This window comes from Oscillatoria sp. FACHB-1406, assembly GCF_014698145.1.
Taxonomy (GTDB): Bacteria; Cyanobacteriota; Cyanobacteriia; order Cyanobacteriales; family Spirulinaceae; genus FACHB-1406.
Window position 1 is genome coordinate 29,916 of sequence record NZ_JACJSM010000013.1, and the last position, 20,679, is coordinate 50,594.

The 20,679-nt window shown below is 47.6% G+C and carries 22 protein-coding genes; 12 read left to right on the top strand and 10 right to left on the bottom strand.

Annotation, left to right across the window (positions count from 1 at the left end; all coding sequences use genetic code 11):
• Window positions 1-48 precede the first annotated feature (48 nt).
• From H6G50_RS13960 to H6G50_RS13985, 6 genes are all read left to right on the top strand, one after another.
• Window positions 49-303, top strand: a complete 255-nt coding sequence (locus H6G50_RS13960; protein ID WP_190717263.1) for a type II toxin-antitoxin system HicA family toxin — start codon at window positions 49-51, stop codon at window positions 301-303.
• Window positions 290-541 (top strand): type II toxin-antitoxin system HicB family antitoxin, encoded by a 252-nt coding sequence (locus tag H6G50_RS13965; protein WP_190717265.1) that lies wholly within the window; start codon window positions 290-292, stop codon window positions 539-541. Before H6G50_RS13960 ends, H6G50_RS13965 begins: the two co-directional genes overlap by 14 nt.
• Window positions 542-557: 16 nt before the next feature.
• On the top strand, window positions 558-842 hold the full coding sequence (locus tag H6G50_RS13970; RefSeq protein ID WP_190717267.1) for a type II toxin-antitoxin system HicB family antitoxin: 285 nt from the start codon (window positions 558-560) through the stop codon (window positions 840-842).
• A 20-nt stretch (window positions 843-862) separates the two neighbouring features.
• Window positions 863-1,426 carry a transposase gene (locus tag H6G50_RS13975; RefSeq protein WP_190717269.1) on the top strand — a complete coding sequence of 188 codons (564 nt, stop codon included), beginning with the start codon at window positions 863-865 and terminating at the stop codon, window positions 1,424-1,426.
• Between the two features lie 265 nt (window positions 1,427-1,691).
• Entirely contained in the window at window positions 1,692-2,714 is a 1,023-nt protein-coding gene (egtD, locus tag H6G50_RS13980) for an L-histidine N(alpha)-methyltransferase (protein ID WP_190717271.1), read from the top strand.
• A gap of 332 nt (window positions 2,715-3,046) precedes the next feature.
• Complete coding sequence (locus tag H6G50_RS13985; protein ID WP_190717273.1) at window positions 3,047-3,721, top strand: SAM-dependent methyltransferase; 675 nt, start codon at window positions 3,047-3,049, stop codon at window positions 3,719-3,721.
• Between the two features lie 62 nt (window positions 3,722-3,783).
• Here the strand turns inward: H6G50_RS13985 and mgtE are convergent, their stop codons facing one another.
• Both mgtE and H6G50_RS13995 read right to left on the bottom strand, forming a co-directional pair.
• Entirely contained in the window at window positions 3,784-5,142 is a 1,359-nt protein-coding gene (gene mgtE, locus H6G50_RS13990) for a magnesium transporter (RefSeq protein ID WP_190717275.1), read from the bottom strand.
• A gap of 130 nt (window positions 5,143-5,272) precedes the next feature.
• Window positions 5,273-6,121, bottom strand: coding sequence for a hypothetical protein (locus H6G50_RS13995; protein WP_190717277.1), 849 nt, complete (start codon window positions 6,119-6,121; stop codon window positions 5,273-5,275).
• 173 nt (window positions 6,122-6,294) lie between these two features.
• On the opposite strand from H6G50_RS13995, the gene H6G50_RS14000 reads away from it, so the two are divergent.
• The 5 genes from H6G50_RS14000 to H6G50_RS14020 all read left to right on the top strand — a co-directional run bounded on the left by H6G50_RS14000 (window position 6,295) and on the right by H6G50_RS14020 (window position 11,373).
• Entirely contained in the window at window positions 6,295-7,635 is a 1,341-nt protein-coding gene (locus H6G50_RS14000; RefSeq protein ID WP_190717278.1) for a TldD/PmbA family protein, read from the top strand.
• A 377-nt stretch (window positions 7,636-8,012) separates the two neighbouring features.
• On the top strand, window positions 8,013-8,555 hold the full coding sequence (locus H6G50_RS14005; protein ID WP_190717280.1) for an AMIN domain-containing protein: 543 nt from the start codon (window positions 8,013-8,015) through the stop codon (window positions 8,553-8,555).
• Window positions 8,556-8,695: 140 nt separating this feature from the next.
• A complete protein-coding gene (locus tag H6G50_RS14010) occupies window positions 8,696-10,312 on the top strand; it encodes an adenylate/guanylate cyclase domain-containing protein (RefSeq protein WP_190717282.1) in 1,617 nt (538 codons plus the stop codon).
• Window positions 10,313-10,369: 57 nt separating this feature from the next.
• The gene (locus H6G50_RS14015; RefSeq protein ID WP_190717284.1) at window positions 10,370-11,017 is read left to right on the top strand and encodes a lysophospholipid acyltransferase family protein; all 648 of its coding nucleotides are present in this window, start codon (window positions 10,370-10,372) and stop codon (window positions 11,015-11,017) included.
• A 56-nt stretch (window positions 11,018-11,073) separates the two neighbouring features.
• Window positions 11,074-11,373 carry a DUF2288 family protein gene (locus tag H6G50_RS14020; RefSeq protein WP_190717286.1) on the top strand — a complete coding sequence of 100 codons (300 nt, stop codon included), beginning with the start codon at window positions 11,074-11,076 and terminating at the stop codon, window positions 11,371-11,373.
• Window positions 11,374-11,715: 342 nt separating this feature from the next.
• On the opposite strand, the gene H6G50_RS14025 is transcribed toward H6G50_RS14020, so the two are convergent.
• From H6G50_RS14025 to H6G50_RS14060, 8 genes are all read right to left on the bottom strand, one after another.
• Window positions 11,716-14,130 carry a phosphoketolase family protein gene (locus tag H6G50_RS14025; RefSeq protein ID WP_190717288.1) on the bottom strand — a complete coding sequence of 805 codons (2,415 nt, stop codon included), beginning with the start codon at window positions 14,128-14,130 and terminating at the stop codon, window positions 11,716-11,718.
• Window positions 14,131-14,366: 236 nt separating this feature from the next.
• The gene (locus H6G50_RS14030) at window positions 14,367-15,095 is read right to left on the bottom strand and encodes a phosphatase PAP2 family protein (protein ID WP_190717290.1); all 729 of its coding nucleotides are present in this window, start codon (window positions 15,093-15,095) and stop codon (window positions 14,367-14,369) included.
• Between the two features lie 226 nt (window positions 15,096-15,321).
• On the bottom strand, window positions 15,322-16,083 hold the full coding sequence (locus H6G50_RS14035; protein ID WP_190717292.1) for a phosphoadenylyl-sulfate reductase: 762 nt from the start codon (window positions 16,081-16,083) through the stop codon (window positions 15,322-15,324).
• Between the two features lie 183 nt (window positions 16,084-16,266).
• Window positions 16,267-16,785 carry an acetolactate synthase small subunit gene (gene ilvN / locus H6G50_RS14040; RefSeq protein WP_190717294.1) on the bottom strand — a complete coding sequence of 173 codons (519 nt, stop codon included), beginning with the start codon at window positions 16,783-16,785 and terminating at the stop codon, window positions 16,267-16,269.
• Window positions 16,786-16,856: 71 nt separating this feature from the next.
• Window positions 16,857-17,750, bottom strand: coding sequence for an alpha/beta fold hydrolase (locus H6G50_RS14045; protein WP_242032828.1), 894 nt, complete (start codon window positions 17,748-17,750; stop codon window positions 16,857-16,859).
• Window positions 17,751-18,064: 314 nt separating this feature from the next.
• The gene (locus H6G50_RS14050) at window positions 18,065-18,637 is read right to left on the bottom strand and encodes a hypothetical protein (RefSeq protein WP_190717299.1); all 573 of its coding nucleotides are present in this window, start codon (window positions 18,635-18,637) and stop codon (window positions 18,065-18,067) included.
• A 111-nt stretch (window positions 18,638-18,748) separates the two neighbouring features.
• Window positions 18,749-18,931, bottom strand: coding sequence for a hypothetical protein (locus H6G50_RS14055; RefSeq protein WP_190717301.1), 183 nt, complete (start codon window positions 18,929-18,931; stop codon window positions 18,749-18,751).
• A gap of 57 nt (window positions 18,932-18,988) precedes the next feature.
• Window positions 18,989-19,630 carry a hypothetical protein gene (locus tag H6G50_RS14060; RefSeq protein ID WP_190717303.1) on the bottom strand — a complete coding sequence of 214 codons (642 nt, stop codon included), beginning with the start codon at window positions 19,628-19,630 and terminating at the stop codon, window positions 18,989-18,991.
• 496 nt (window positions 19,631-20,126) lie between these two features.
• On the opposite strand from H6G50_RS14060, the gene infC reads away from it, so the two are divergent.
• Entirely contained in the window at window positions 20,127-20,654 is a 528-nt protein-coding gene (gene infC / locus H6G50_RS14065; protein WP_190717304.1) for a translation initiation factor IF-3, read from the top strand.
• Window positions 20,655-20,679: the final 25 nt, after the last annotated feature.

The window sequence follows — 20,679 nt, forward strand, 5'->3', positions numbered from 1 at the left end:
AGAGACGCGCCCGGGTGCGTCTCTCTTTGTTTAGATTGTTAGAATGTTATGGGCAAGCTCAGTAAACTTATCGCCAAATTTCTCACCTATCCTCCAGAAGTCCGTTTTGATGAAGTGCGCTATCTCTTAGAAGCTTTTGGATATTGGGAAGCTCGTTCTAAAGGTAGTCATCACGCTTTTGAAAATGAGGTAGGAGATGTAATTATTATTCCTAAAAAGGGAGGTAAAAAAGTCAAAAGAACATATGTGATAGAAGTCGTTCGCTTATTAGATTTAGAGAATTGGCAAGATGACTCAGAGTAAAGAAGTTAAACGCAAACCCTTAGAATTTTACCTGTCGTTAAAGTATCCAATGTCCCTTTATCCTGAAGAGGATGGAGGATATACCGTTACAATTCCCGATTTACCTGGATGTCTTGCACAAGGCGATAGTCTTGAAGAAGCAATTGAAAATATTAATGAAGCCAGAGAGTTATGGATAGAAACGGTTTATAGAAGTGACAAAAAAACGATTCCTTTGCCGTCGAGAACAATACGTTAAACCTCAGATTTCGGAAATGAAACTTCATTATGAAATCATTCTCTATTGGAGCCTAGAAGATAGTGCTTACATTGCAGAAGTCCCAGAGTTGCCAGGTTGTGCTGCTGATGGGGACACCGATCGAGAAGCTTTACAGAATGTAGAAATTATCATGCAAGAATGGATAGAAACGGCAAAAGAGTTAGGACGAAAAATTCCAAAACCTCAAGGGCGTTTGATATCTGCTGAACTATTCGAGTCGGGTTATTCCTCCTGTAGAGACGTTGTATACAACGTCTCTACAGATACAACGTTGCTATGATGCTTTGAATTTAGTGCGCCATGACAAAAACGATTCGGTTGCAGAATTGGGATTACCGAAATAATGGCTGGTATTTCGTCACGATTTGTACGCGCGATCGCGTTTGTTATTTTGGGGATATTGTGGATTGTAAAATGGAGTTATCCGCGATCGGTAAAATAGCTCGGGCTTTTTGGCAAGAAATTCCTCAACATTCTCGTTATACCAGCCTTGACGCTTATGTTCTTATGCCCAATCATATCCACGGAATTGTGATTATCGATCGCCCAGATAACAGTGGTAGGGACGTTATATATAACGTCCCTACCGAAATCTCTGCCGATCTTACTGAAGACGATTTTTACCAGAAAATGTCGAAATTATCTCCAAAAGCGGGTTCTCTCAGTGTCATTATGCGCTCTTACAAAGCAGCCGTAAGTCATTCTTATCGTGAGAACGGCTATAGTAATTTTGCGTGGCAGCCCAGATTTTATGAAAGCATTATTCGCAGCGAACGCGATTTAGAAAACATACAAAACTACATTGTCAATAATCCTGCTAACTGGTCGGAAAGTAAGGATAATCCGATAAACTTTGAAATGTAAAAATACTCGTAGAGACGTTGTATACAACGTCTCTACAGGGTTGTACAAAAGGGACTATCATACCTTGAGGATGCGATCGCGTCCGCGAACAGGGACTCGCGTATCCTTTTTTTATTAGGAGTAAATTCATTGAGGGTAAGCAATAGTCGAGGCAGAAAGGAATCGCCCCTTTTCAGATTGCCCGATCGTCTTTTATGGTAGGGAAAGTTATGCCCGTCTCACACCGGGGATAATTTCCTTTATCGCTAACCACACACAAGTTATTATGTCAACGCCTTCTGCAACAATTGAGGGAAATTTTAGCATCTACGGCGATCGCCTGCGCGTCAAACATCTAGCGTTTTCCACCGCCCCCGACGACGGTAAAGACGTTATTGCAGGCTTGATACGCTCGCCAAAATCGCTCCCGCCCCGCTACTTCTACGACGAGCGCGGTTCCCAGTTATTCGAGCAAATTTGCGAACTGCCTGAATACTACCCGACGCGCACGGAAGCAGCAATTTTACAGCAAATTTCCCCCGAAATTGCACGGCTGACAGGCGCTTGCGAATTAGTCGAATTCGGGAGCGGGAGTTCGAGCAAAACGCGCCGTTTGCTCGATGCGTACCGAGATTGTAACTATCCCCTTTACTACGTTCCGATTGACGTAAGCGCCAGTATTTTGGAACTGAGCGCCCAGCAGTTATTGCTCGATTATCCGATGCTAAAAATTCAAGCTTTAGTCGGAACTTATGAAGAAGCGATCGCGCATCTTCCAGTTTCGCACCTACCCGCGCGTCTGATGTTCTTTCTGGGCAGTAGCTTGGGTAATTTTACCCCAACCGAGTGCGATCGCTTCTTCGAGCAGATTTCCTGCGCTCTCGAACCGGGCGATTACTTCCTGCTTGGAACCGACTTACAAAAACCGAAATCCGTTCTCGAAGCCGCTTATAACGATAGCCAAGGCGTAACCGCAGCGTTCAACCTCAATATGCTCTCGCATCTCAACGCGCGCTTCGACGGTAACTTTAACCTCGATCTTTTTTCACATCGCGCTATCTACAACGAAAGCAAAGCCCAAATCGAAATGTATCTCGATCTTAAAGAAGCTTGCACCGTTACTTTAAATGCTCTCGATTTCACTATTTCTTTTGAAAAAGGAGAAAGTATTTTAACCGAAATTTCTCGTAAATTTAATCTCGATCTGATACAAGAAGAATTGCAAAAACGAAACTTTGAAGTGTTACAAACCTGGACGGACCCAAAACAATGGTTTGGATTGAGCCTTGCGCGCCTTGGCGATGCTTAGCCAATCAATAAAAAAACTACCCTGCTTAAGTTTGAGTGATTTTTAATCTGCCGACTGATGTAGCGTTTTTCCTGGGCGCAAGCTACGCTTCTCATGAAAATTTTAGCGATCGGGTGGGCCTTACCATTTTGGGATAAAATCTAAAGAAATGTAGGGGCGAATCGCTTTTCGCCCTTACAATCGGTAATCAATATTTAGTTATACCAATTCTCATTGATTTTGCACGATTTCAGAAGAGGGCATAACATTGTTATGCCCCTACAGCACAAAATTTAGTGCATTGCGATTGGGAATTGGTATTAGTCTGTTTTGGGTTATTTTGTCAAAATCCGATGAAACTGAATGAAGTCGTACCTTGGGGCAGAACGTTAGGCGAGTATCAAACCATGTTTTCGCTCTCAGAAGCCGAGCTAAAGACCCAAATTTTGGGCTGCGGCGATGGGCCGGCTAGTTTTAATGCTGAAATGAAACAAAAGGGATATTCCGTTATCTCTATCGACCCAATTTATCAATTTTCTACCGAACAAATTCGTCAGCGCGTTTGCGAAACCTACGATCCCATTATTTCTCAAGTCCAGCAAGATGAAAAACGCTATGTTTGGCAGAATTTTCGCAATGCAGAAGCGTTAGGAAAAGCGCGACTGGCGGCAATGGAAGCTTTTTTATTAGATTATGAATCGGGCAAAAAAGAAGGACGTTACTTGTTTCAAGCTTTGCCCGTATTAGAGTTTTCAGAGCGTGCTTTTCAATTATGTTTGTGTTCTCATTTATTGTTTCTGTATTCGGAACAATTATCGTTAGAATTTCATCTTAATTCTGTTTTGGAACTGTTGCGAGTTGCAGAGGAAGTGCGAATTTTCCCTTTATTAAAGCTCGACTGCGAACCCTCTCCTTATCTCGAACCCGTTCTTCAGGAATTAGATAAACGCGGCTATCGTTGGGGAATTCATACAGTTGCGTATGAGTTCCAAAAAGGGGGAAATCAAATGTTGCGAATAGTCGGTTAACTCCAACTTGCGATCGAGAAACTAAGAATCCAAATCAAAAAAACTCGCTCGATTATCGCTTGCTAAAGTCCCAGAATTAACCGCGCGAGGTTAAAGTAAATTAAAACGCCGATCGCGTCTACTGCTGTGGTAATAAACGGAGCCGACATCAACGCCGGATCTAACCCCAAAGAACGGAACAAAAACGGCAGCGACGAACCCGCCACCGAAGCCAGCAGAGAAATCACAACCAAGCTCAAACCGACCGCCAAACAAACCAAGAAATCTTGTTGAAACGAGAAATAAATCGTTGCTACCGTTCCCAATAAAATCCCTAATAATAGCCCTGCCATCGCTTCGCGGAGAATCACTTTAGCGACTCCTAAATCGCGAATTTCATCGGTATTCAAACCGCGAATGACAACAGTAGAAGACTGCGCGCCGACATTACCGCCCGTCCCCGTAAGCAGGGGAATAAAAGCAGCCAGGGCAACGACTTTTTCGAGCAATTCCGATTGAGAGCGGATAATTTCGCTGGTAATGGTATTCGTACCGAGCAAGACGAACAACCATACAACTCGCTTGCGGGCGACAGCGAGAAGATTAGTTTGAAAGTAATTATCCCCATCAGATTGCAAACCGCCGAGGGCATAGATATCTTCGGTTGCTTCTTGTTCGATAATATCAATTACGTCGTCAACGGTAACAACACCCACTAATCGTTCCTCGCGATCGACGACGGGAAGAGCTAGTAAATCGTAGCGTTGAATGAGGCGTGCCACTTCCTCTCGATCGGTATTTGTAAAGACGCTAACGGTTTCGCGAGTTGCAATTTCTGCAAGTATTTTGTCGGGGGCGGAAATGATTAAATCGCGCAGGGAAACAATCCCGATTAAACGTCGCTCCGCATCCGTGACATAAAGGTAGTAGATGACTTCAGAGGCATTGGCTAAACTGCGAATGCGATCGAGGGTTTGCGTAACGGTTAGACTCTCCTTAAGCGAGATATACTCCGGAGTCATAATCCGTCCGGCGGTGTCCTCTTCGTAACCGAGCAACAAAGCCGTCATTTGGCGTTCTTTGGGACTCAGTTGCGACAGCAGTCGCCGCACGACTTTAGCGGGGAGTTCGTCAAAAAGTTTAGCGCGATCGTCGGGAGACATTTGATCGACGATATCGAGAACTTCTTGATGCTTGAATTTTTGAATAAGATTTTGTTGAACGCTAGAATCGAGATGTTCGTAAACTTCGATCGCTTCTGCTTTAGAGAGTAAGCGAAACGCGATCGCTTGTTGGGACTCTTCTAATCCTTCAATTGCTTCAGCAATATCAACAGGTTGTACGGGAACTAATAGATCCTTTGCTCCTTGCAGGTTGCCCCGTTCTAAAAGGATTTCTAGTTGCTGCCGCACCAGTTGGCGCAGTTCGCTGCGCGCGAGCATTGGGATAGGTGGAATATTCTCAGTCACTTGCTTTTCGGTTAGCGAGGCGTGGATTGCAGATAGTCCGACAGCGAAATTTGTGGATTTTAGGCAGACTGTCTAGATCCCTCAATCGGTCAGTCGTTAGAGTTTAACCGCCCCGTCTGCGTCGGCCGCGATTGTGACGACTGGTGGATACGTCGTATTCTAAAGCAGCACCCAGGCCGAAGAGAACCCCGCTAAAAACGAAGAAAACTTCGAGCAAATTTCCACTTTCGTAATTGGGGATAAACTTGTAAGCGTATTTGCCCCACATATCGGCAATGTACAGGCAAAAGGTCGCCGCCGCAATCATTCGCCAAGATTGGGAAAATCTGCCGCCCCAAAATGCAAGGAGGAGGGTGGTTGCAACGATAAGCAGGCAGATATCCGCAATCACGTAAAAAAGGTTGACGGGTTCTGAAAATTGACTGAGAAATTTGTCCATTGTGCCTAACCAAGCAGGACGTTCGATTTTTTCGAGTTCCTCCGGCTCGAGTTTGGGCGCAGGTTGGTTTTTCTTGGATGGCGTGGAGGTTTTATCCGCAGCCACTTTGACGGGCGGTGGCGATGCGCTTTCGGTTTCCTCGGGTACGGGGGCGAAGGTAATCGTTAAGGCCAAGAGAATGCCCGCGAGCGCGATTCCACCGACGACGAACCACTGCCGCAGTTCTAAGTTCAGCCGTCGCGGTAAAACCGCTAAAATCATTCCCCACCCCAGAGAGAAATAAAAGGCGATGTAGAAGAAGTCAGCGGGCGAAACATCCGGTTCGAGCTTGAAGTACAGTTCCCAGATCCCGTAAACGCAACTGCCGATAAAAAAGGAGAACATCCCTAAACCAATACCCAACCAAACGTTTCTGCCGCTCGCAATTTGGGGACTCTGCCAGTTGCGATAGCACAGTAACGATGCACTGAAGAAGGCTCCGAGTTCTAAAAGAATGGCGAACCCGTCTTCCAAAATCGCGGGCGCGTCGGGACTTTAGTCGAAGTTCCACCCGGTATTAGCGATTTTGAGTTCCGCGTTACCGTTGCTGAAGATCAACCCGCCCCCCTACAACTCAAGCAATTTAAAGCCGCTGGATATACCAACCGCGTGCGTCCTTTCTACTACGACGATTCAGAAGAAGAATAATGGTACAAGTTCGAGAACTCGCCAACACCACCGCAGAAATTGCCCAAAAACTCGGCATTCAAAAATACGACATTTACGGTTCCTCTAGCGATTCGATTGGAGTCGAAGTCGAGCGCGGCGAACCCAAACAAGTTAAAGCCTCGAATCGCTCTAGCGTTATCGTCCGAGTCTGGAACGCTGAAGCGAAAATGGGCGTAACCTCCACCACCGATGTCGATCCGCAAGGGATAGAACTCGCGCTCAAAACCGCCAGCGAAGCGAGTGCCTTTGGGGTAAGCGAACACGCCCCCGATTTTAGCCCGGAAGCTACTGCACCGGCTGCGGAAATCGATCGCGAACTCGTCGCCCCTGCTGAAGTCCCCACCTTAATCGATACCCTCCTCGCTGCGGAAAACGAGCTAATTGCCGCTCATCCTGCCATTGAAAGCGTTCCTTATAACGGCCTTTCTCAACGCAACATCGATCGCTTCTATCTCAACAGCGATGGCGCGCTGCGCGATGAAGCTTGTTCCTACAGTTCCATTTATTTATACGCCAAAGCCGAACAAGAGGGGAAAAAACCGCGCAGTGCGGGCAGTTATAAAGTCAGCACCAGCTTAGGCGAACTCGATGTTAAAGGCTGCATTCAAGAAACTGCGGCCAAGACGATTAGCCATCTCGATTACCAGAAAATTAAAACGGGCAAATATTGCGTTGTTTTTTCTGGGGAAGCTTTTTTAAGTTTGCTCGGAGCGTTTTCTAATTTGTTTAATGCCCAAAGTATTTTGGACAATCAAAGCCTATCGACTCCCGAATCTTTAGGGAAGGTAATTGCTTCGCCTTTACTTTCCGTTTGCGACGATGCGCTGCATTCGGCTAATGTCGGGGGCGAAACCTTCGATGGGGAAGGAACGCCGACGCGCCGCACGCCGCTGATTGAGGAGGGGGTTTTAACTCATTTTCTCCACAGTGCGGGAACGGCAAAGCGCATGAACGCTCAACCAACGGGAAATGCCAATTCGGGGGCAAAGGTAACGGTCAGTCCGAATTTTTACCATGTTTTTCCCGGTAAAGCGGGCGATCGCGAGTATGCGTTGGAAACGGCGGAAAATGTCATTCTCATCGACGATTTGAGCGCACTCCACGCGGGAGTAAGCCCGCTGCAAGGGTCGTTTTCGCTGCCGTTTGATGGTTGGTTGGTGAATAAGGGCGATCGCACCAGCATCGATTCGGCTACCGTCGCCGGGGATTTTTGCGAGGTGTTGAAATCGATTATTTACGTGGAATCCGAGCCAGATATCACTCCGGGCGGCGTTTGTCCGCGCATCTGGGTTGAGGGTCTCTCAATTACGGGAGAATAAACGCGCTTCTTACAATTAATTCTTTCTTATTTATCCGAGTAATCGCGCACTCGGATTTTTTTGGTAAAATTAACTCAGTAATATTATTTAAGTATATATTTAAAAATTAGCGTTTGAGTTATTCAATTTTGGGCTCGACTTTCGTAGAAGTTGCGTAAAAATCGCCCAGACGTTTTGGCTCAATCCCTCAGATAGGCTCGCAACCTTTCCGAGAGCGATTGTAGAAAGACTACACTTTACGAGAAGAAAAGTTAGACTGGCAAAGGAAGCAAGCCGCGTTTAATCGAAAGACGGGGGCGCGCGATGAAGTTCGGGGTGTCACAATAAGAAAAATTCAACAATTACCATCGTTGAGTGAGGAGAAAGCTAAAATCGCCATGAGGCAACAGAACTTAAAATTCCCAAGGGTGCAGTGGCACAAAGTCGGAGGGATGCTAACCGGAGCAATTCTCGCGATCGCGCTTTATCCGAACGCCCGAGCCGCTGCCCTAACCGACTGGAAGTTCGATCCGAGCAGCCATCAACTCGAACTCAATCTCGGAGCGGGAAGCGTGCCAACCTACTACATTGAAACCGACCCGCCGCGCATTGTCATCGATCTGCCCGATACTCCCCTCAATACCGCCGATCGCGATCGCAGCTATCCCGGTGCAGTGCGTCATATTCTCCTCTCCCCCCTCCCCGCAGGCGGCACTCGCATCGTTCTCGAACTCACCCCAGAGATCGCCTTATCCCCTCAACAAGTACAACTGCAAAAAATCGCCAGTGAAAACGCGAGCGATCGCTGGATTCTCTATCCCTCCATCATCTCCCTCCCCGCATCCGTTCCTGCCAGTCCCCCCGCAGTCCCTCCCCTAACCATACCCAAGATTGAATTCGGTCAGCCCTGGCCCGAATCCCCGAAACCTCCCCAAAGCTAGCGCGATAAACCTTTTACAGCCTAACGCCATTCAAAGTCTTGCTCTGCGACATTTAAGAACCATTTTGCCCAAAAACCGACTTTTCTAACCCAAATCTGGCAAGACACGCCTCGCACACCTCCCCTGTGAGATTACCTATCATGACTGAGTTACAACTGCGCATTCATATTGAGGGACAAGCGGAAAGCACAGTTAAAGTCGCAAAAGATGAATTTATTATCGGTCGTTTGCCAGAATGCGATTTGTGTTTGCCCTACTCCGAAATTTCTCGCCACCATACCCGCGTCTGGAGCGACAAAGAAAAGCGCTGGCACGTTGAAGATCTCGGCAGCACCAACGGCACCTTATTAAACCAACAACCGTTGAGAGCGCCGCAAAGATTGTATCCCAACGACTTCCTTCAAATCGGGAATGCCATCTTAATTGTCAATCTGCCCCAAAATACCCATGTTTCTTTAGGACAACGGCCACTTTCTAACGACGGACAAACAATTTTGCGCAGCGCCGAGGAGTTGCGCGAAGAATGGATTGAAGCCGCTCAAAGCGGCGATGCTTACAGCGATAGCCAACAAGCCATCTCTCGCCTCAAATACCTCGTCGAAATCGCTAAAAACCTTAACTCCGCCGAATCGATTGAAGCAATTTTCGCGCAGGTTCAAGCGGTCGTGTTTCAGGAGTTGCCCAGCATTCAGCGTCTAGCCTTGCTCGTTGATGTTAAAGGAGACGGGCATTTACGCGCGATTGAAGTTGCCGCCCGCCACGCACTCCCCGAAGGAAAATCAACTTATACCAATGGCTGGATTGGCCGCACGATTTGCGAGAAAGTCTTTAACGAAAAAGTAGCCATTAAAACAGTGGACGCTCAAAGCGACGCACGCTTTGAAGGCGAAAATAGCATTGTTGCCAAAGGTATTCGCGGCGCGTTCGCCGTGCCGTTATGGGATGCCAATCAAGTCGTCGGCGTATTGTATGCAGATGGCAACGTGACATTGACGGGTTCGGGATCGGCAGACGATGAAGAACTCAGTTTCTTTTCGACTTTAGCTAACCTCGTTGCTTATAGCATCCAACGCTGGCGGTTGACAGAAAAACTAAAAGATGAAGCGCGCATTCGCCATCAACTCGAACGCTATCATTCGCCCTCAGTCGTCCAACATTTAATGGCAGCCGGAGCGTTAGAACGAGGCTGTCTGGAACCTTTGGAAGCAGATATCAGCATTCTTTTTGCCGATTTGGTGGGGTTTACGGCGCTTTCCGAGCAGTTAAGTCCGGGGGAAATTTCTCAGTTGCTCAACCGTTTTTTTGAAGAGATGCTGAAGTTCGTCTTTGGGACGGGCGGCACGCTGGATAAGTTTATCGGCGATTGTATCATGGCATTTTTTGGCGCGCCCGAACCGCAACGCGATCATGCCGATCGCGCTGTGGCTGCGGCAATGGGAATGTTGGAACATCTCGATCGCCTCAACGCCCAGCAAATTTGGCCGCAACCCTTGCAGTTGCGTATTGCTATTAATAGCGGACGCGCTGTAGCTGGGGATGTGGGGAGCGCTCAACGAGTGGACTACACGGTTTTGGGGGCGACGGTCAATCTTGCCGCTCGCATGGAGAGCGTTTGTGCGCCGGGAGAATGTATCATTTCGGAGGCGACCTATCGAAATTTGAGGAAGCGGGATCGATTTGTGTTGATCGGTCAGAAGCAGTTTAAGGGGATCGATCGCTCGGTGATGATTTATCAAACGCAACGGCGGAAGAAGTGAATAATGAATAGTGAATAATGAATAATAATTCTTTAATCTTTGATTTTAAAATTCAAAATGTCTTTAGAAAGTCGCAAGCGGGAACCGCGATCGAGTTTAATTCTCTACCGCCTCTTTAAATGGTCGGTGGTCAGTCCGATGCTTCATACTTATTTTCGCGGACGCATTTATGGAGCAGAAAAAGTGCCGCACGAAGGCCCGTTGGTGGTAACGTGCAATCATGCGAGTTACTTCGATCCGCCCCTTCTGGCAAGTTGCGTCGGTCGTCCGGTGGCGTTTATGGCGAAAGAAGAGTTGTTTGAAGTGCCGGTATTGAAACAAGCGATTCGATTGTACGGCGCGTATCCGGTGAAGCGAAGTGCTGCCGATCGCAACGCCATTCGTGCGGCAACGACAGCATTAAAAGAGGGCTGGGCGGTTGGGATTTTTTTGGAAGGGACGCGCACGCCGGATGGGAGGATTACAGAACCAAAATTAGGCGCGGCGACAATCGCAGCGAAGTTGCAAGCGCCGATGCTGCCGGTGAGTTTGTGGGGGACAGAGAAGATTTTGGTTAAAGGTTCTTCTATTCCGCGATCGGTTCCCATCACCGTTCGGATTGGGGACGCGATCGCGCCGCCCAGCGCCGTGAAGAAAGAAGAGTTACAAACTGTAACCCACCGCTGTGCTGCTATCATTAACGCCATGCACGACTTAGGGCGATAACGGTACTCTCGATCGCCATTCTCCCTCGCATCTAGCCTTTTCACTTCCTAAATCCCGTGACTGTAGAACTCAGAGAAGAAATCGCCCAATCCCTTGACGAAGCACAGTGGGATTGGATTATGCCTCATGCGAAACGCGATGCCGCGATCGTCGTCTCGCCGGAGTTAGACTTGTTGGATGTTGGCGTTGCGATCGCTAATAACGAAGTCTCTCGCGTCCAAGATTGGATCGAACGTCAGTTAATCCAAAAGCCTTCCCTCGACCAATTGAGCGAGTGGAATGAGAATCCGAGTAAGCGCTTCAAAGCGATTATCGTACAGCCCTACGTCGCGATTCAAGAAATGGGTGAGAATTAAAAATTAAAAATTAAAAATTAAAAATTAAAAATTCTTTACCCTAGCCTCTCTAAGCTTACCAATGTTAGTAGGGTGGGCATTGCCATTTCTGGGATTGAACCTAAAAAAAAGGGTATAAAGTCGGCAATGCCCACCAGCGTAATTGTGTCAAGACTGAGTAGTTGACCGGCTTTCTAGTCAACAAACACATCGATGAGGACAATCCGATCGGTAGAAAACCGGGCGAATGCCATTCGCCCCTACCCAAATTTGTCCTAACTGCCTTGGCGATGGCTATAGTCAACAAACAGCGAATAGCAAATCGGGCTACTCACTGTTCGCTGTTCGCTCGCCATTAACCCTTTAATACGGCCACTTCCAGTTGACAATCTCCGGCTTATCAACGCCGTGCGAGCGTGCATAGTTGCGATGTTCGATGATGTTGTTTTTCATGCGTTCCTTCACGTAAGCAGCGGCGGATTGCAACTTAGGAACGCGATCGATAACGTCAATAACTAAGTTAAAGCGATCGATTTCATTATTAATCGCCAATTCCAACGGCGTATTAATATTCCCCTTCTCCTTATAACCGCGAACGTGAATTCGGTCTTGATTCATATGGCGATAAACCAATTTATGAATCAACCAAGGATAGCCGTGGAAATTAAAAATAACCGGCTTATCGGGCGTAAATAAAGTCTCGAAATCGCGGCGACTCATTCCGTGAGGATGTTCGCGTTCGTCTTGCAATCTGAACAAATCGACCACATTAATAAACCGCACCTTCAAATCGGGAAATTCATCGCGAAGAATTGCCGTAGCTGCCAGAGATTCCATCGTCGGAATGTCGCCGCAGCAAGCCATGACTACATCGGGAATATCCGGATCTTTGCCGCAGTCATCGTTGCTAGCCCATTCCCAGATGCCGATGCCCTTGGTACAATGCGCGATCGCATCTTCTATTGGCAAATACTGCAAGTGCATCTGCTTGTCGGCGACAATCACGTTGACATAATCGGAACTCCGCAAGCAATGATCCGCAACCGACAGCAAACAATTTGCATCCGGCGGTAAATAAACCCGCACCACATCAGCACTCTTATTCGTAACTAAATCGATAAAGCCCGGATCTTGGTGGGAAAAACCATTATGATCCTGCCGCCAAACCACGGAAGAAAGTAAGATATTTAACGACGAAACCGGCGCGCGCCAAGGGACGTGATTCTTAGCAATATCCAACCATTTCGCGTGTTGGTTAAACATCGAATCGATAACGTGGGCAAACGCTTCGTAAGTGTGGAACAAGCCATGTCGCCCGGTTAATAAATACCCTTCCAACCAACCTTCGAGGGTGTGTTCGCTCAACATTTCCATAACGCGGCCGTCGGGCGAGAGCAAAGAACCGCCTTCGTCTTCCGGTAAATACTCAGCTAACCACGTTTTCTTAGTGACTTCAAAGATTGCACCGAGGCGATTAGATGCTGTTTCATCCGGGCCGAAGACGCGGAAATTGTGCATATTCTTCGCCATCACATCGCGCAAAAATTTGCCGAGAATGGCGGTATTTTCCACTTCAATTTTGCCCGGTTCTTTCACCGCGATCGCGTAATCGATAAAGTTAGGCAGTCGCAATTTTTTGCGAACGAAACCGCCATTCGCGATGGGATTGGCACTCATACGACGAACGCCGACGGGGGCTAACTCCTTCAACTCCGGAATTAAGGTTCCATTTTCGTCGAAAAGTTCTTCGGGTTTGTAACTCTTCATCCACTGCTCGAGCAGTTTAACGTGGTCGAGGTTGCTGTGCATTTCGCCCATCGGTACTTGGTGGGCGCGCCAGAACCCTTCAACCTTGCGCCCGTCTACGGAATCCGGTCCCGTCCAACCTTTGGGACTTCGCAAAACAATCATCGGCCAGTGCGGGCGTTTGGGATTGCCGGTACGTCGCGCTTCTTCTTGGATGGTGCGAATCTCTTCGATGCAATGTTCCATCACCGCTGCCATCTGTTGGTGCATGGCTTCAGGTTCGGAACCTTCGACGAAGTAAGGGGTATAGCCGTAGCCTTTAAAGAGGGCTTCGAGTTCGTCGTGAGAAATGCGCGCTAAAAGAGTGGGATTGGCGATTTTGTAACCGTTGAGGTGGAGGATGGGGAGAACGGCACCATCGCGAATGGGGTTGAGGTATTTGTTGGAATGCCAAGAGGTCGCTAAGGCTCCGGTTTCGGCTTCGCCATCGCCGACAACGCAGGTAACAATTAAATCGGGATTGTCGAAAGCTGCACCGAAGGCGTGGGAGAGACTGTAGCCGAGTTCGCCGCCTTCGTGGATGGAACCGGGGGTTTCGGGGGTGACGTGACTGCCGATACCGCCGGGGAAGGAGAATTGTTTGAAGAAGCGCTGCATCCCTTCTTCGTCTTCGCTTTTGTCTGGATAGGTTTCGGAGTAAGTGCCTTCGAGGTAGACGGGTGCGAGGATTCCGGGCGCACCGTGGCCGGGACCGGCGATGTAGATGGCGTTGAGGTCGTATTTTTTAATGAGGCGGTTGAGGTGGACGTAGATGAAGCTCAAGCCGGGACTGGAACCCCAGTGTCCGAGGAGGCGGTATTTGATGTGTTCGGGTTTGAGGGGTTCTTTGAGGAGGGGATTGGCACGCAGGTAAATCATGCCTGCGGCGAGATAGTTGCAGGCGCGCCAGTAAGCGTTAGTTTTGTGAAGTTCGTCTTCTGATAGAGGCGCGTGCTGGTTAAGGGAAATTTGTTTTTCTGGAGCGGAAACCATAATTCTCCAAATTTTTTATGGATTATTTTTATTTAAAAAACACTTTTTGGAGAGGCTAGGTATTTTTATACTTTTCTTAAGCTTTTAAATGAGTTTTATGAATTGAAAGCCCCAGATAGGAAGGTTTCAAGGATTATGAACGAGTTTAAGAATTTTAATTAAGTTTCTGAAAATATTTTTTTGAAGGCGATCGCGATTGCTGAAAAAATAGTTTTTTGTTCTAGATAATCTTAAAATTAGGCGTTGGGATTAGTCTCTTTTCCGGAGGAGTAACGGCTAGAAATTTCGAGGGTGAGAATGCAGGCAATGAGCCAAACGAGTCCGGTGGCGTAACCGGCAATGACATCGGTGGGCCAGTGTACGCCGAGATAGAGGCGACTGAAGCCGATCGCGCTGACGAGTAGAACGGTAATCGTTGCAATAAGCTTTTGCCAAGCGGGAAATTGGCGCGCTAATCCGTAGCCGATCGCGCCGTAAACGACGAGGGACATGGTAGCGTGACCGCTGGGAAAGCTTTTAAAGCTGACATCGACGATGCGATCCCAGAGTTCGGGGCGGGCGCGATTGAAAGCGGCTTTGAGCGCGAAGTTGAGGGCGAGTCCTCCCCCAGAGGCGATCGCGAGCATTAAGGCTTCGCGGCGTTCTTGTACTGCCAGTAAGACGATCGCTAAAATTAAGGCCAGAACGAGCAAAACTGTGGGTTCCCCAATCGTCGTGATGAAAATCATGATGCTATTGAGAACCGGAGAATGGAAACGCGCGATCGCTTCTAAAATGCTCGTATCAAAGGCTTGAGTTTCCTGTTCCATGACTTCATCGGCAATCTTGCCAAACCCCCAAAGCGCGATCCCGGCAATCCCCAAACCTGCGATTTCAATCGCCGTAAATAGGGGAAATAGTTGAGCGCTAACGTACTTTTTCCAGAGATGAACGAGTTGTTTGCTGAAGTTACGAAGTACGGTCATTTTTTCTGAAACTGCTGGAGTATTGTAGGGGCGAATAACCCTTCGCCCCTACCTTGTTGAGATTCGAGCTAACCCAAACCAATACCACTCTAAGACAGAAATCTCGTTCGAGAATCGAACCACAATACGTGCTTTTTGTCAAGCTATCCTACTGAACTAGCTCTCCAAATTACAAATCCTTAGCTACATCGGATTGCCAGAGCGAAAATTTGACAGGGGTCAGCGATTAAAAGTGACTGTGAACGAACGCTTCCGTTTTCTCACTGTCGTGCCAATGCTTGAGGCTTTCCTTTTCAGGATCGTTAACCTCAAAGGTGAGAGGTTCGTCATCAATGCGGGGATAACCGCGATCGTGTAGGGGATTATAGATCGTATCGTTTTCGTAAACGTAGGCCCAGCTTTCGGTGCGACTCCAGTTTGCCAGAGGATTAATTTTCAATCGTCCTTGTTTATCCCATTCAAAGATCGGAAGGTTGGCATGAGTCGGCGCGCAATCTTGGAACGTTCCCCGCAGGGGCGTGCGCTGCCGTCCGCTAATCCAAGCAACCGCTTCGAGGTCATCCAATCCGCGTTGTAAGGGTTCCACCTTAGTGAGATAGTGGAACTTTTCCCAATCGTTTTCCCAAAGCATTCCGCCATATTTAGCAGCAAAGGTTTTACGAGAAGAACAATCTTTGGTCTTGTAAACGTGCAAGTCGAGATCGTATAGGTGCTGTACTTGCTCGACAAAATCGAGAGTTTCCGAGAAATGATAGAGCGTATCGACAAAGAGAACCGGAATTCGAGCAATGGGCTTAATCTGACGGTACAGTAAGTCAGCGATCGCCACATCTTCGAGGTTAAAATTGCTAACCTGCACCAAGCCTTCGGGGATATTAAGCGCGCACCAAGTGAGGATTTCTTTCGGGTAAGCGCGATCGAATTTGCGATTGAGCGAGGCAAGGTCGAAACCCAGAGTTTGAGCGAGAGGCTGGGCTAAGTAAGTCATTTTGCTCTTCACGCTGATATCTATCAAGACAAGTTGGGGACATAGTAAATTTTAACGGATCGCAGTCCCCTAATGCAGACTGAATCAATAGTTGCTTCCACTACGAACATCCTCTAAAGAAGCGCGCGCAAGCATCGCGCGCTCCAAAGTACGGATTTCCCCCTAAGCAATTTCCCTTGAAGTTCAGACTTTCGCCTCCAAAGATTTCAGATATTCGGTGTTAACGCCAGACTCGCGAGCCAGAACAATTTTACCAGTGCGGGCGACTTCTCGAATACCGAACTTGTTTAGCATTTGTACGATCGCGACCATTTTACCCGGATCCCCGACCACTTCAATTGTCAATGTTTCTTCAGAAATATCAACAATGCGAGCGCGGAAGACGTTGGCCAGTTCGATCGCTTCGGCGCGATTCGAGGCAGTAGCATTCACTTTGAGGAGCATTAATTCGCGTTCGACGCAGGGCGTAAGCGTGAGATCTTGAACTTTAAGAACGCTGACTAATTTATAGAGTTGTTTGATCAATTGTTCGATGACAGCTTCATCGCCGGGAACGACCATTGTAATGCGGGAAATTCCCACCTGTTCGCCGGGGCCGACCGCTAAACTTTCAATATTGAAACCGCGACGGGCAAACAAGCCAGCGATGCGACTGAGAACGCCAGCTTCGTCTTGAACGAGAACGGAGAGGGTATGTTTCATAGTGCGGGTTTGAGGAAAGTCAAAGTTTTCCATTATAAGCGATATTCAGCAGTTGCTGGCGTGAATTTTTCCTACAATCCCACCGCCTTCAACCAGTCGAGTAGTAGGGCGTTGAACCGATCCGGACATTCATCGTGGGGACAGTGACCGGCGGCCTCGAGTTCGACAAACTCTAAACGGGGATTGAGTTCGAGGAAAGCTCGAGCCAGAGCGAAAGGAACCATGCGATCGCGCGTTCCCCACAGCAACAAAATCGGCAAATCCAGAGCGGGCAACAATTCCACCGTCGGCAGGGCAAATTGCGGCTGGCGAACGGCTCGAAATAGCGATGAGAACGTATCGCCCGCGCCTTCATCGTAGGCAGGGGCAGAGAGAATCGAGAGTAATTCTTCGTCGATCGCGCTATTATCCTCGTAAGCAAACCCCGCCCAGCGTCGGATATTGACCGGACGACGCAAAACCCGCAGCAACAGCTTGAGAACGGTTGGGGACGCGATCGCATTTTCCAACCCCGTAACGATAGGGGCCAGCCAAGCCGGAAGCGCCGCCTGACGCAGCGAGACATCCGGCACATTCAACAGCACGATTCCCGCCACCATCTCCGGATGGCGCGCCGCCGCCGCCAAACATACCAACGAACCCACCGAATTCCCCACCAATACCATCGGTTCGCCCACAAAAGTCCGCCAAAAATCGTAAACCTGCGCCGCCCACAACTCAGTCCCGAAGTCCGCCGCCACCTTCCGACTCGCCCCAAAACCCAGCAAATCCAAAGCATAAACCGTATGCGTCCGGCTCAAAATCGGAATATTTTTACGCCAATGCTCGATCGCCGCCCCAAACCCGTGAATTAACAGCAACGGCGGACGAGTCGAACTCTGCGTTGCCCGCTGGAAACTATAACGAGTCTGCCAACCGCGCCAGACCCAATCCCGTTGCTGTCCGATCCGTTGCGGCCAGTGCATAGATCGACTTGTGAATTCTTCTAACTTCATGATGTTTTACCAGAAAAATGGGTTTAAAGCCCTGCCCTTCTAGGGCGGCTTTTCATCGTAACTATCCTCCGGATCATTTCTCGACCCAGTGGCATTTCCAGAGCGTTTTCGAGCGATGCGGCGGTAGTGGTCTGTCAAAGAAATAATGGCGGATAATAGGATTTGATGAGTGTTAGCCAATTGACTCGATTATATCCGTCAATCTCAGCATGACAGACCAGTAGTTGGGGCTGAGGGTTTTTAGGGGCATTTTTGGATGGGGAAACGTTCTTGAATTTTAGGGTTTAGTAGGGAATTTTTCCTCGATTTGCTACGATCCGTAAATGCTCATTTACCTCATCGCGGACTTTTTCGGAAGAGTCTTCTTTCATCTGTAACAGTTCTTCATAAGCTTTTTTTACGAGTTTTGGATCGTCGGAATCAGTAATAAAATGCTGAAATCCATGAGGAACTAACGATCGAGGAGTTTCTGCTTCAGTCTTTTTGAGGCGGCACAGAATATTTAGAGCCGCTTCGTTTGCATAGCATTCTCCGAGCAACTCTGTAATTACGAAGCAAGACATCCAATCGGCAAATAAGCCATAGGAATTATTGAGAAGCGGTAAAAGTTCCTCTTTCTGTTTTTCAGAGATAGTGTGCCAGTTTCCTAACTCTAATATGAATAAAAAATGGTATGAGCTTTTAGCTTTCAAGAAAGCTTCTTTTTTGAGAAGATCGAGGATTAAATTGAAATATCGGTCGGGAAAGTAACTCAGGTGCGAGATCGTGGATGAAATTGCGTCAGCACACTCCCTCATCTGTATTTCTTGACCCGAACTAATAGCTTCTTCAATTTTTTCTTGAATTTCTATAATCATGACTGTCAAAAAAAACAATTTTTTGCGCTCTGATATCAAAATCGATTAACTATACAGGGCGCTGGTCAATTAATCGAAGACCTAGTAGAGCAGCTATTCCAGGCAGAACAGCTAAACCCCACGCAGTCGGTTTAGGGGCGTTTGCAACCCAGTGGCATTTCCAAAGCGTTTTCGGGAATCAGCAGGTTGAATTCGCCGAGCAGCAATGCGGCGGTAGTTGGGGCTGGTGGTGAGGGGGTGGGCTTGGATGGCGGTGCCAAGCTTGAGGTTGAGGTTGAGGGTTTTTAGGGGCATTTTTCAATAGGGTGGGGAGTTAATTAATTTGAAGCATGAGCAGGCTTATAGCAATCTTCATTTCTTGAGTAAATCCTCCCATCCTACTTCTTTACAACCTTGTATGGGACAACCATGACCATGACTTAGGGAAAATTGCATTCTGAGAGGAATCGGTGGATTCTTGGGGACTTTCAGCATAATTTTTAGGTCGTAGGTTGCTGTGCTAGAAAATGGAATAACGAGATGCTGGTGGTGAGTCGCTAGGTAATATAGAGTACCTCCAAATATCAAACCCACTTGCGGCAAGTCAAGAACTTCTTGTCCATTTTCTCGAAGCTCAATAGCTATCTTTAAATCGTCTAGAAAATATGGGCTTGGCTGGTCTCCTCTAAATCGAATTTGTTGATTCGATTCAGAAAGAACGTACAATCTTGTAGTCAAGTTACCGGATTCTACTCCTCGAAAATGATAATTCATAGTAATTTTTCCGGCTTTTAAAGGGAAGGGAGTGAAATATATTTCATAAATTGGATAAAAACTCAACTTTCGATTTTGCCCTAACTCTCCATCTCCTTGATAGATCGGGAAGCAATGCACGATTGTCAGAATAACAAATAAAAGCAAAAAGCAGAAAAAAGCTATTTTTATATTTTTCAGCATTTTATTTCCAATCGAGTCATTTTTGTTTGACTCACTAGACTTGTTTGTATTTGTCAAAATATTTTTAATAACTTAGTCAATGTTGGCTCCGCTACGATCTTCAAACTAAGTCCTGTTGTTGGAACTCGCTAATTGAGTTTGTAATTCTTCGTCAAACAGTTGATGACGAATTTGTCTGAGAAACAGGAAAAGCTTCGCTGTCCGTAGACCTCGAGCCACTTTTTGCTCGGTAGCAGATAAAGGGATAGAGGGATTCCAAGACGGTGGACGCATTGGACTGGCTTCTGGAGATGGAAGTTGACTTGTTGAAATGTACATAAACCTGCTCTTTTGTCAAGGCTTTTTACTTGACCGTCTCTCTAACGCGATCGCACCTTCTCCGACCCGCAGAACCCTCCCGAAAAACCAGACGTTTTGCTCTATTCTCGCAGAGAAAAGTTGAGCTACCATAATGGAGTCTCAGGGAGTCGCACCCCGTTCGGGCGAAGGCTCCATCAATAAACACCTTAACTTTAAAATCACCTAAAAACTACAGACTTCAAAATCTACGCCTGTGAAAGATAACAAAACTCGTCGCGATCTGCCTCAAATCAATGAAAGAATTCGTTATCCCCACATTCGAGTCATCGACACCGATGGCGGACAATTGGGAGTCATCACCTCCGAAGAAGCTCGGCGTTTAGCAGAAGAAAAAGGTCTCGATCTCGTCCTCGTCAGCGACAAATCGGATCCGCCCGTCTGCAAAATCATGGATTACGGCAAATTCAAGTACGAAAAAGAAAAAAAGGAGCGTGAAGCTAAAAAAAGACAGCACAATGCTGATGTCAAAGAAGTTAAAATGCGATACAAAATCGACGACCACGACTATCAAGTCCGCGTAAATAGCGCGCGCCGCTTCCTCCAATCCGGCGATAAAGTCAAAGCAACCGTAACCTTCCGGGGGCGAGAAATCCAACACACTAATCTCGCCGAAGATCTCCTCAAGCGCATGGCCGAAGATCTCCAAGAAGTGGCAGAATTGCAACAAGCACCCAAACGGGAAGGTCGTAACATGATGATGTTGCTTTCCCCAAAAAAATAAATCGACCGGGTTCGTGCATCGCGGG

Bases quoted from the DNA above. Each gene is read 5' to 3' on its own strand.
- H6G50_RS13960 (WP_190717263.1), top strand. From the start codon at position 49: ATGGGCAAGCTCAGTAAACTTATCGCCAAATTTCTCACCTATCCTCCA.
- H6G50_RS13965 (WP_190717265.1), top strand. From the start codon at position 290: ATGACTCAGAGTAAAGAAGTTAAACGCAAACCCTTAGAATTTTACCTG.
- H6G50_RS13970 (WP_190717267.1), top strand. From the start codon at position 558: ATGAAACTTCATTATGAAATCATTCTCTATTGGAGCCTAGAAGATAGT.
- H6G50_RS13975 (WP_190717269.1), top strand. From the start codon at position 863: ATGACAAAAACGATTCGGTTGCAGAATTGGGATTACCGAAATAATGGC.
- egtD (WP_190717271.1), top strand. From the start codon at position 1,692: ATGTCAACGCCTTCTGCAACAATTGAGGGAAATTTTAGCATCTACGGC.
- H6G50_RS13985 (WP_190717273.1), top strand. From the start codon at position 3,047: ATGAAACTGAATGAAGTCGTACCTTGGGGCAGAACGTTAGGCGAGTAT.
- mgtE (WP_190717275.1), bottom strand. From the start codon at position 5,142: ATGCTCGCGCGCAGCGAACTGCGCCAACTGGTGCGGCAGCAACTAGAA.
- H6G50_RS14000 (WP_190717278.1), top strand. From the start codon at position 6,295: ATGGTACAAGTTCGAGAACTCGCCAACACCACCGCAGAAATTGCCCAA.
- H6G50_RS14005 (WP_190717280.1), top strand. From the start codon at position 8,013: ATGAGGCAACAGAACTTAAAATTCCCAAGGGTGCAGTGGCACAAAGTC.
- H6G50_RS14010 (WP_190717282.1), top strand. From the start codon at position 8,696: ATGACTGAGTTACAACTGCGCATTCATATTGAGGGACAAGCGGAAAGC.
- H6G50_RS14015 (WP_190717284.1), top strand. From the start codon at position 10,370: ATGTCTTTAGAAAGTCGCAAGCGGGAACCGCGATCGAGTTTAATTCTC.
- H6G50_RS14025 (WP_190717288.1), bottom strand. From the start codon at position 14,130: ATGGTTTCCGCTCCAGAAAAACAAATTTCCCTTAACCAGCACGCGCCT.
- H6G50_RS14030 (WP_190717290.1), bottom strand. From the start codon at position 15,095: ATGACCGTACTTCGTAACTTCAGCAAACAACTCGTTCATCTCTGGAAA.
- H6G50_RS14035 (WP_190717292.1), bottom strand. From the start codon at position 16,083: ATGACTTACTTAGCCCAGCCTCTCGCTCAAACTCTGGGTTTCGACCTT.
- ilvN (WP_190717294.1), bottom strand. From the start codon at position 16,785: ATGAAACATACCCTCTCCGTTCTCGTTCAAGACGAAGCTGGCGTTCTC.
- H6G50_RS14045 (WP_242032828.1), bottom strand. From the start codon at position 17,750: ATGCACTGGCCGCAACGGATCGGACAGCAACGGGATTGGGTCTGGCGC.
- H6G50_RS14050 (WP_190717299.1), bottom strand. From the start codon at position 18,637: ATGATTATAGAAATTCAAGAAAAAATTGAAGAAGCTATTAGTTCGGGT.
- H6G50_RS14055 (WP_190717301.1), bottom strand. From the start codon at position 18,931: ATGCCCCTAAAAACCCTCAACCTCAACCTCAAGCTTGGCACCGCCATC.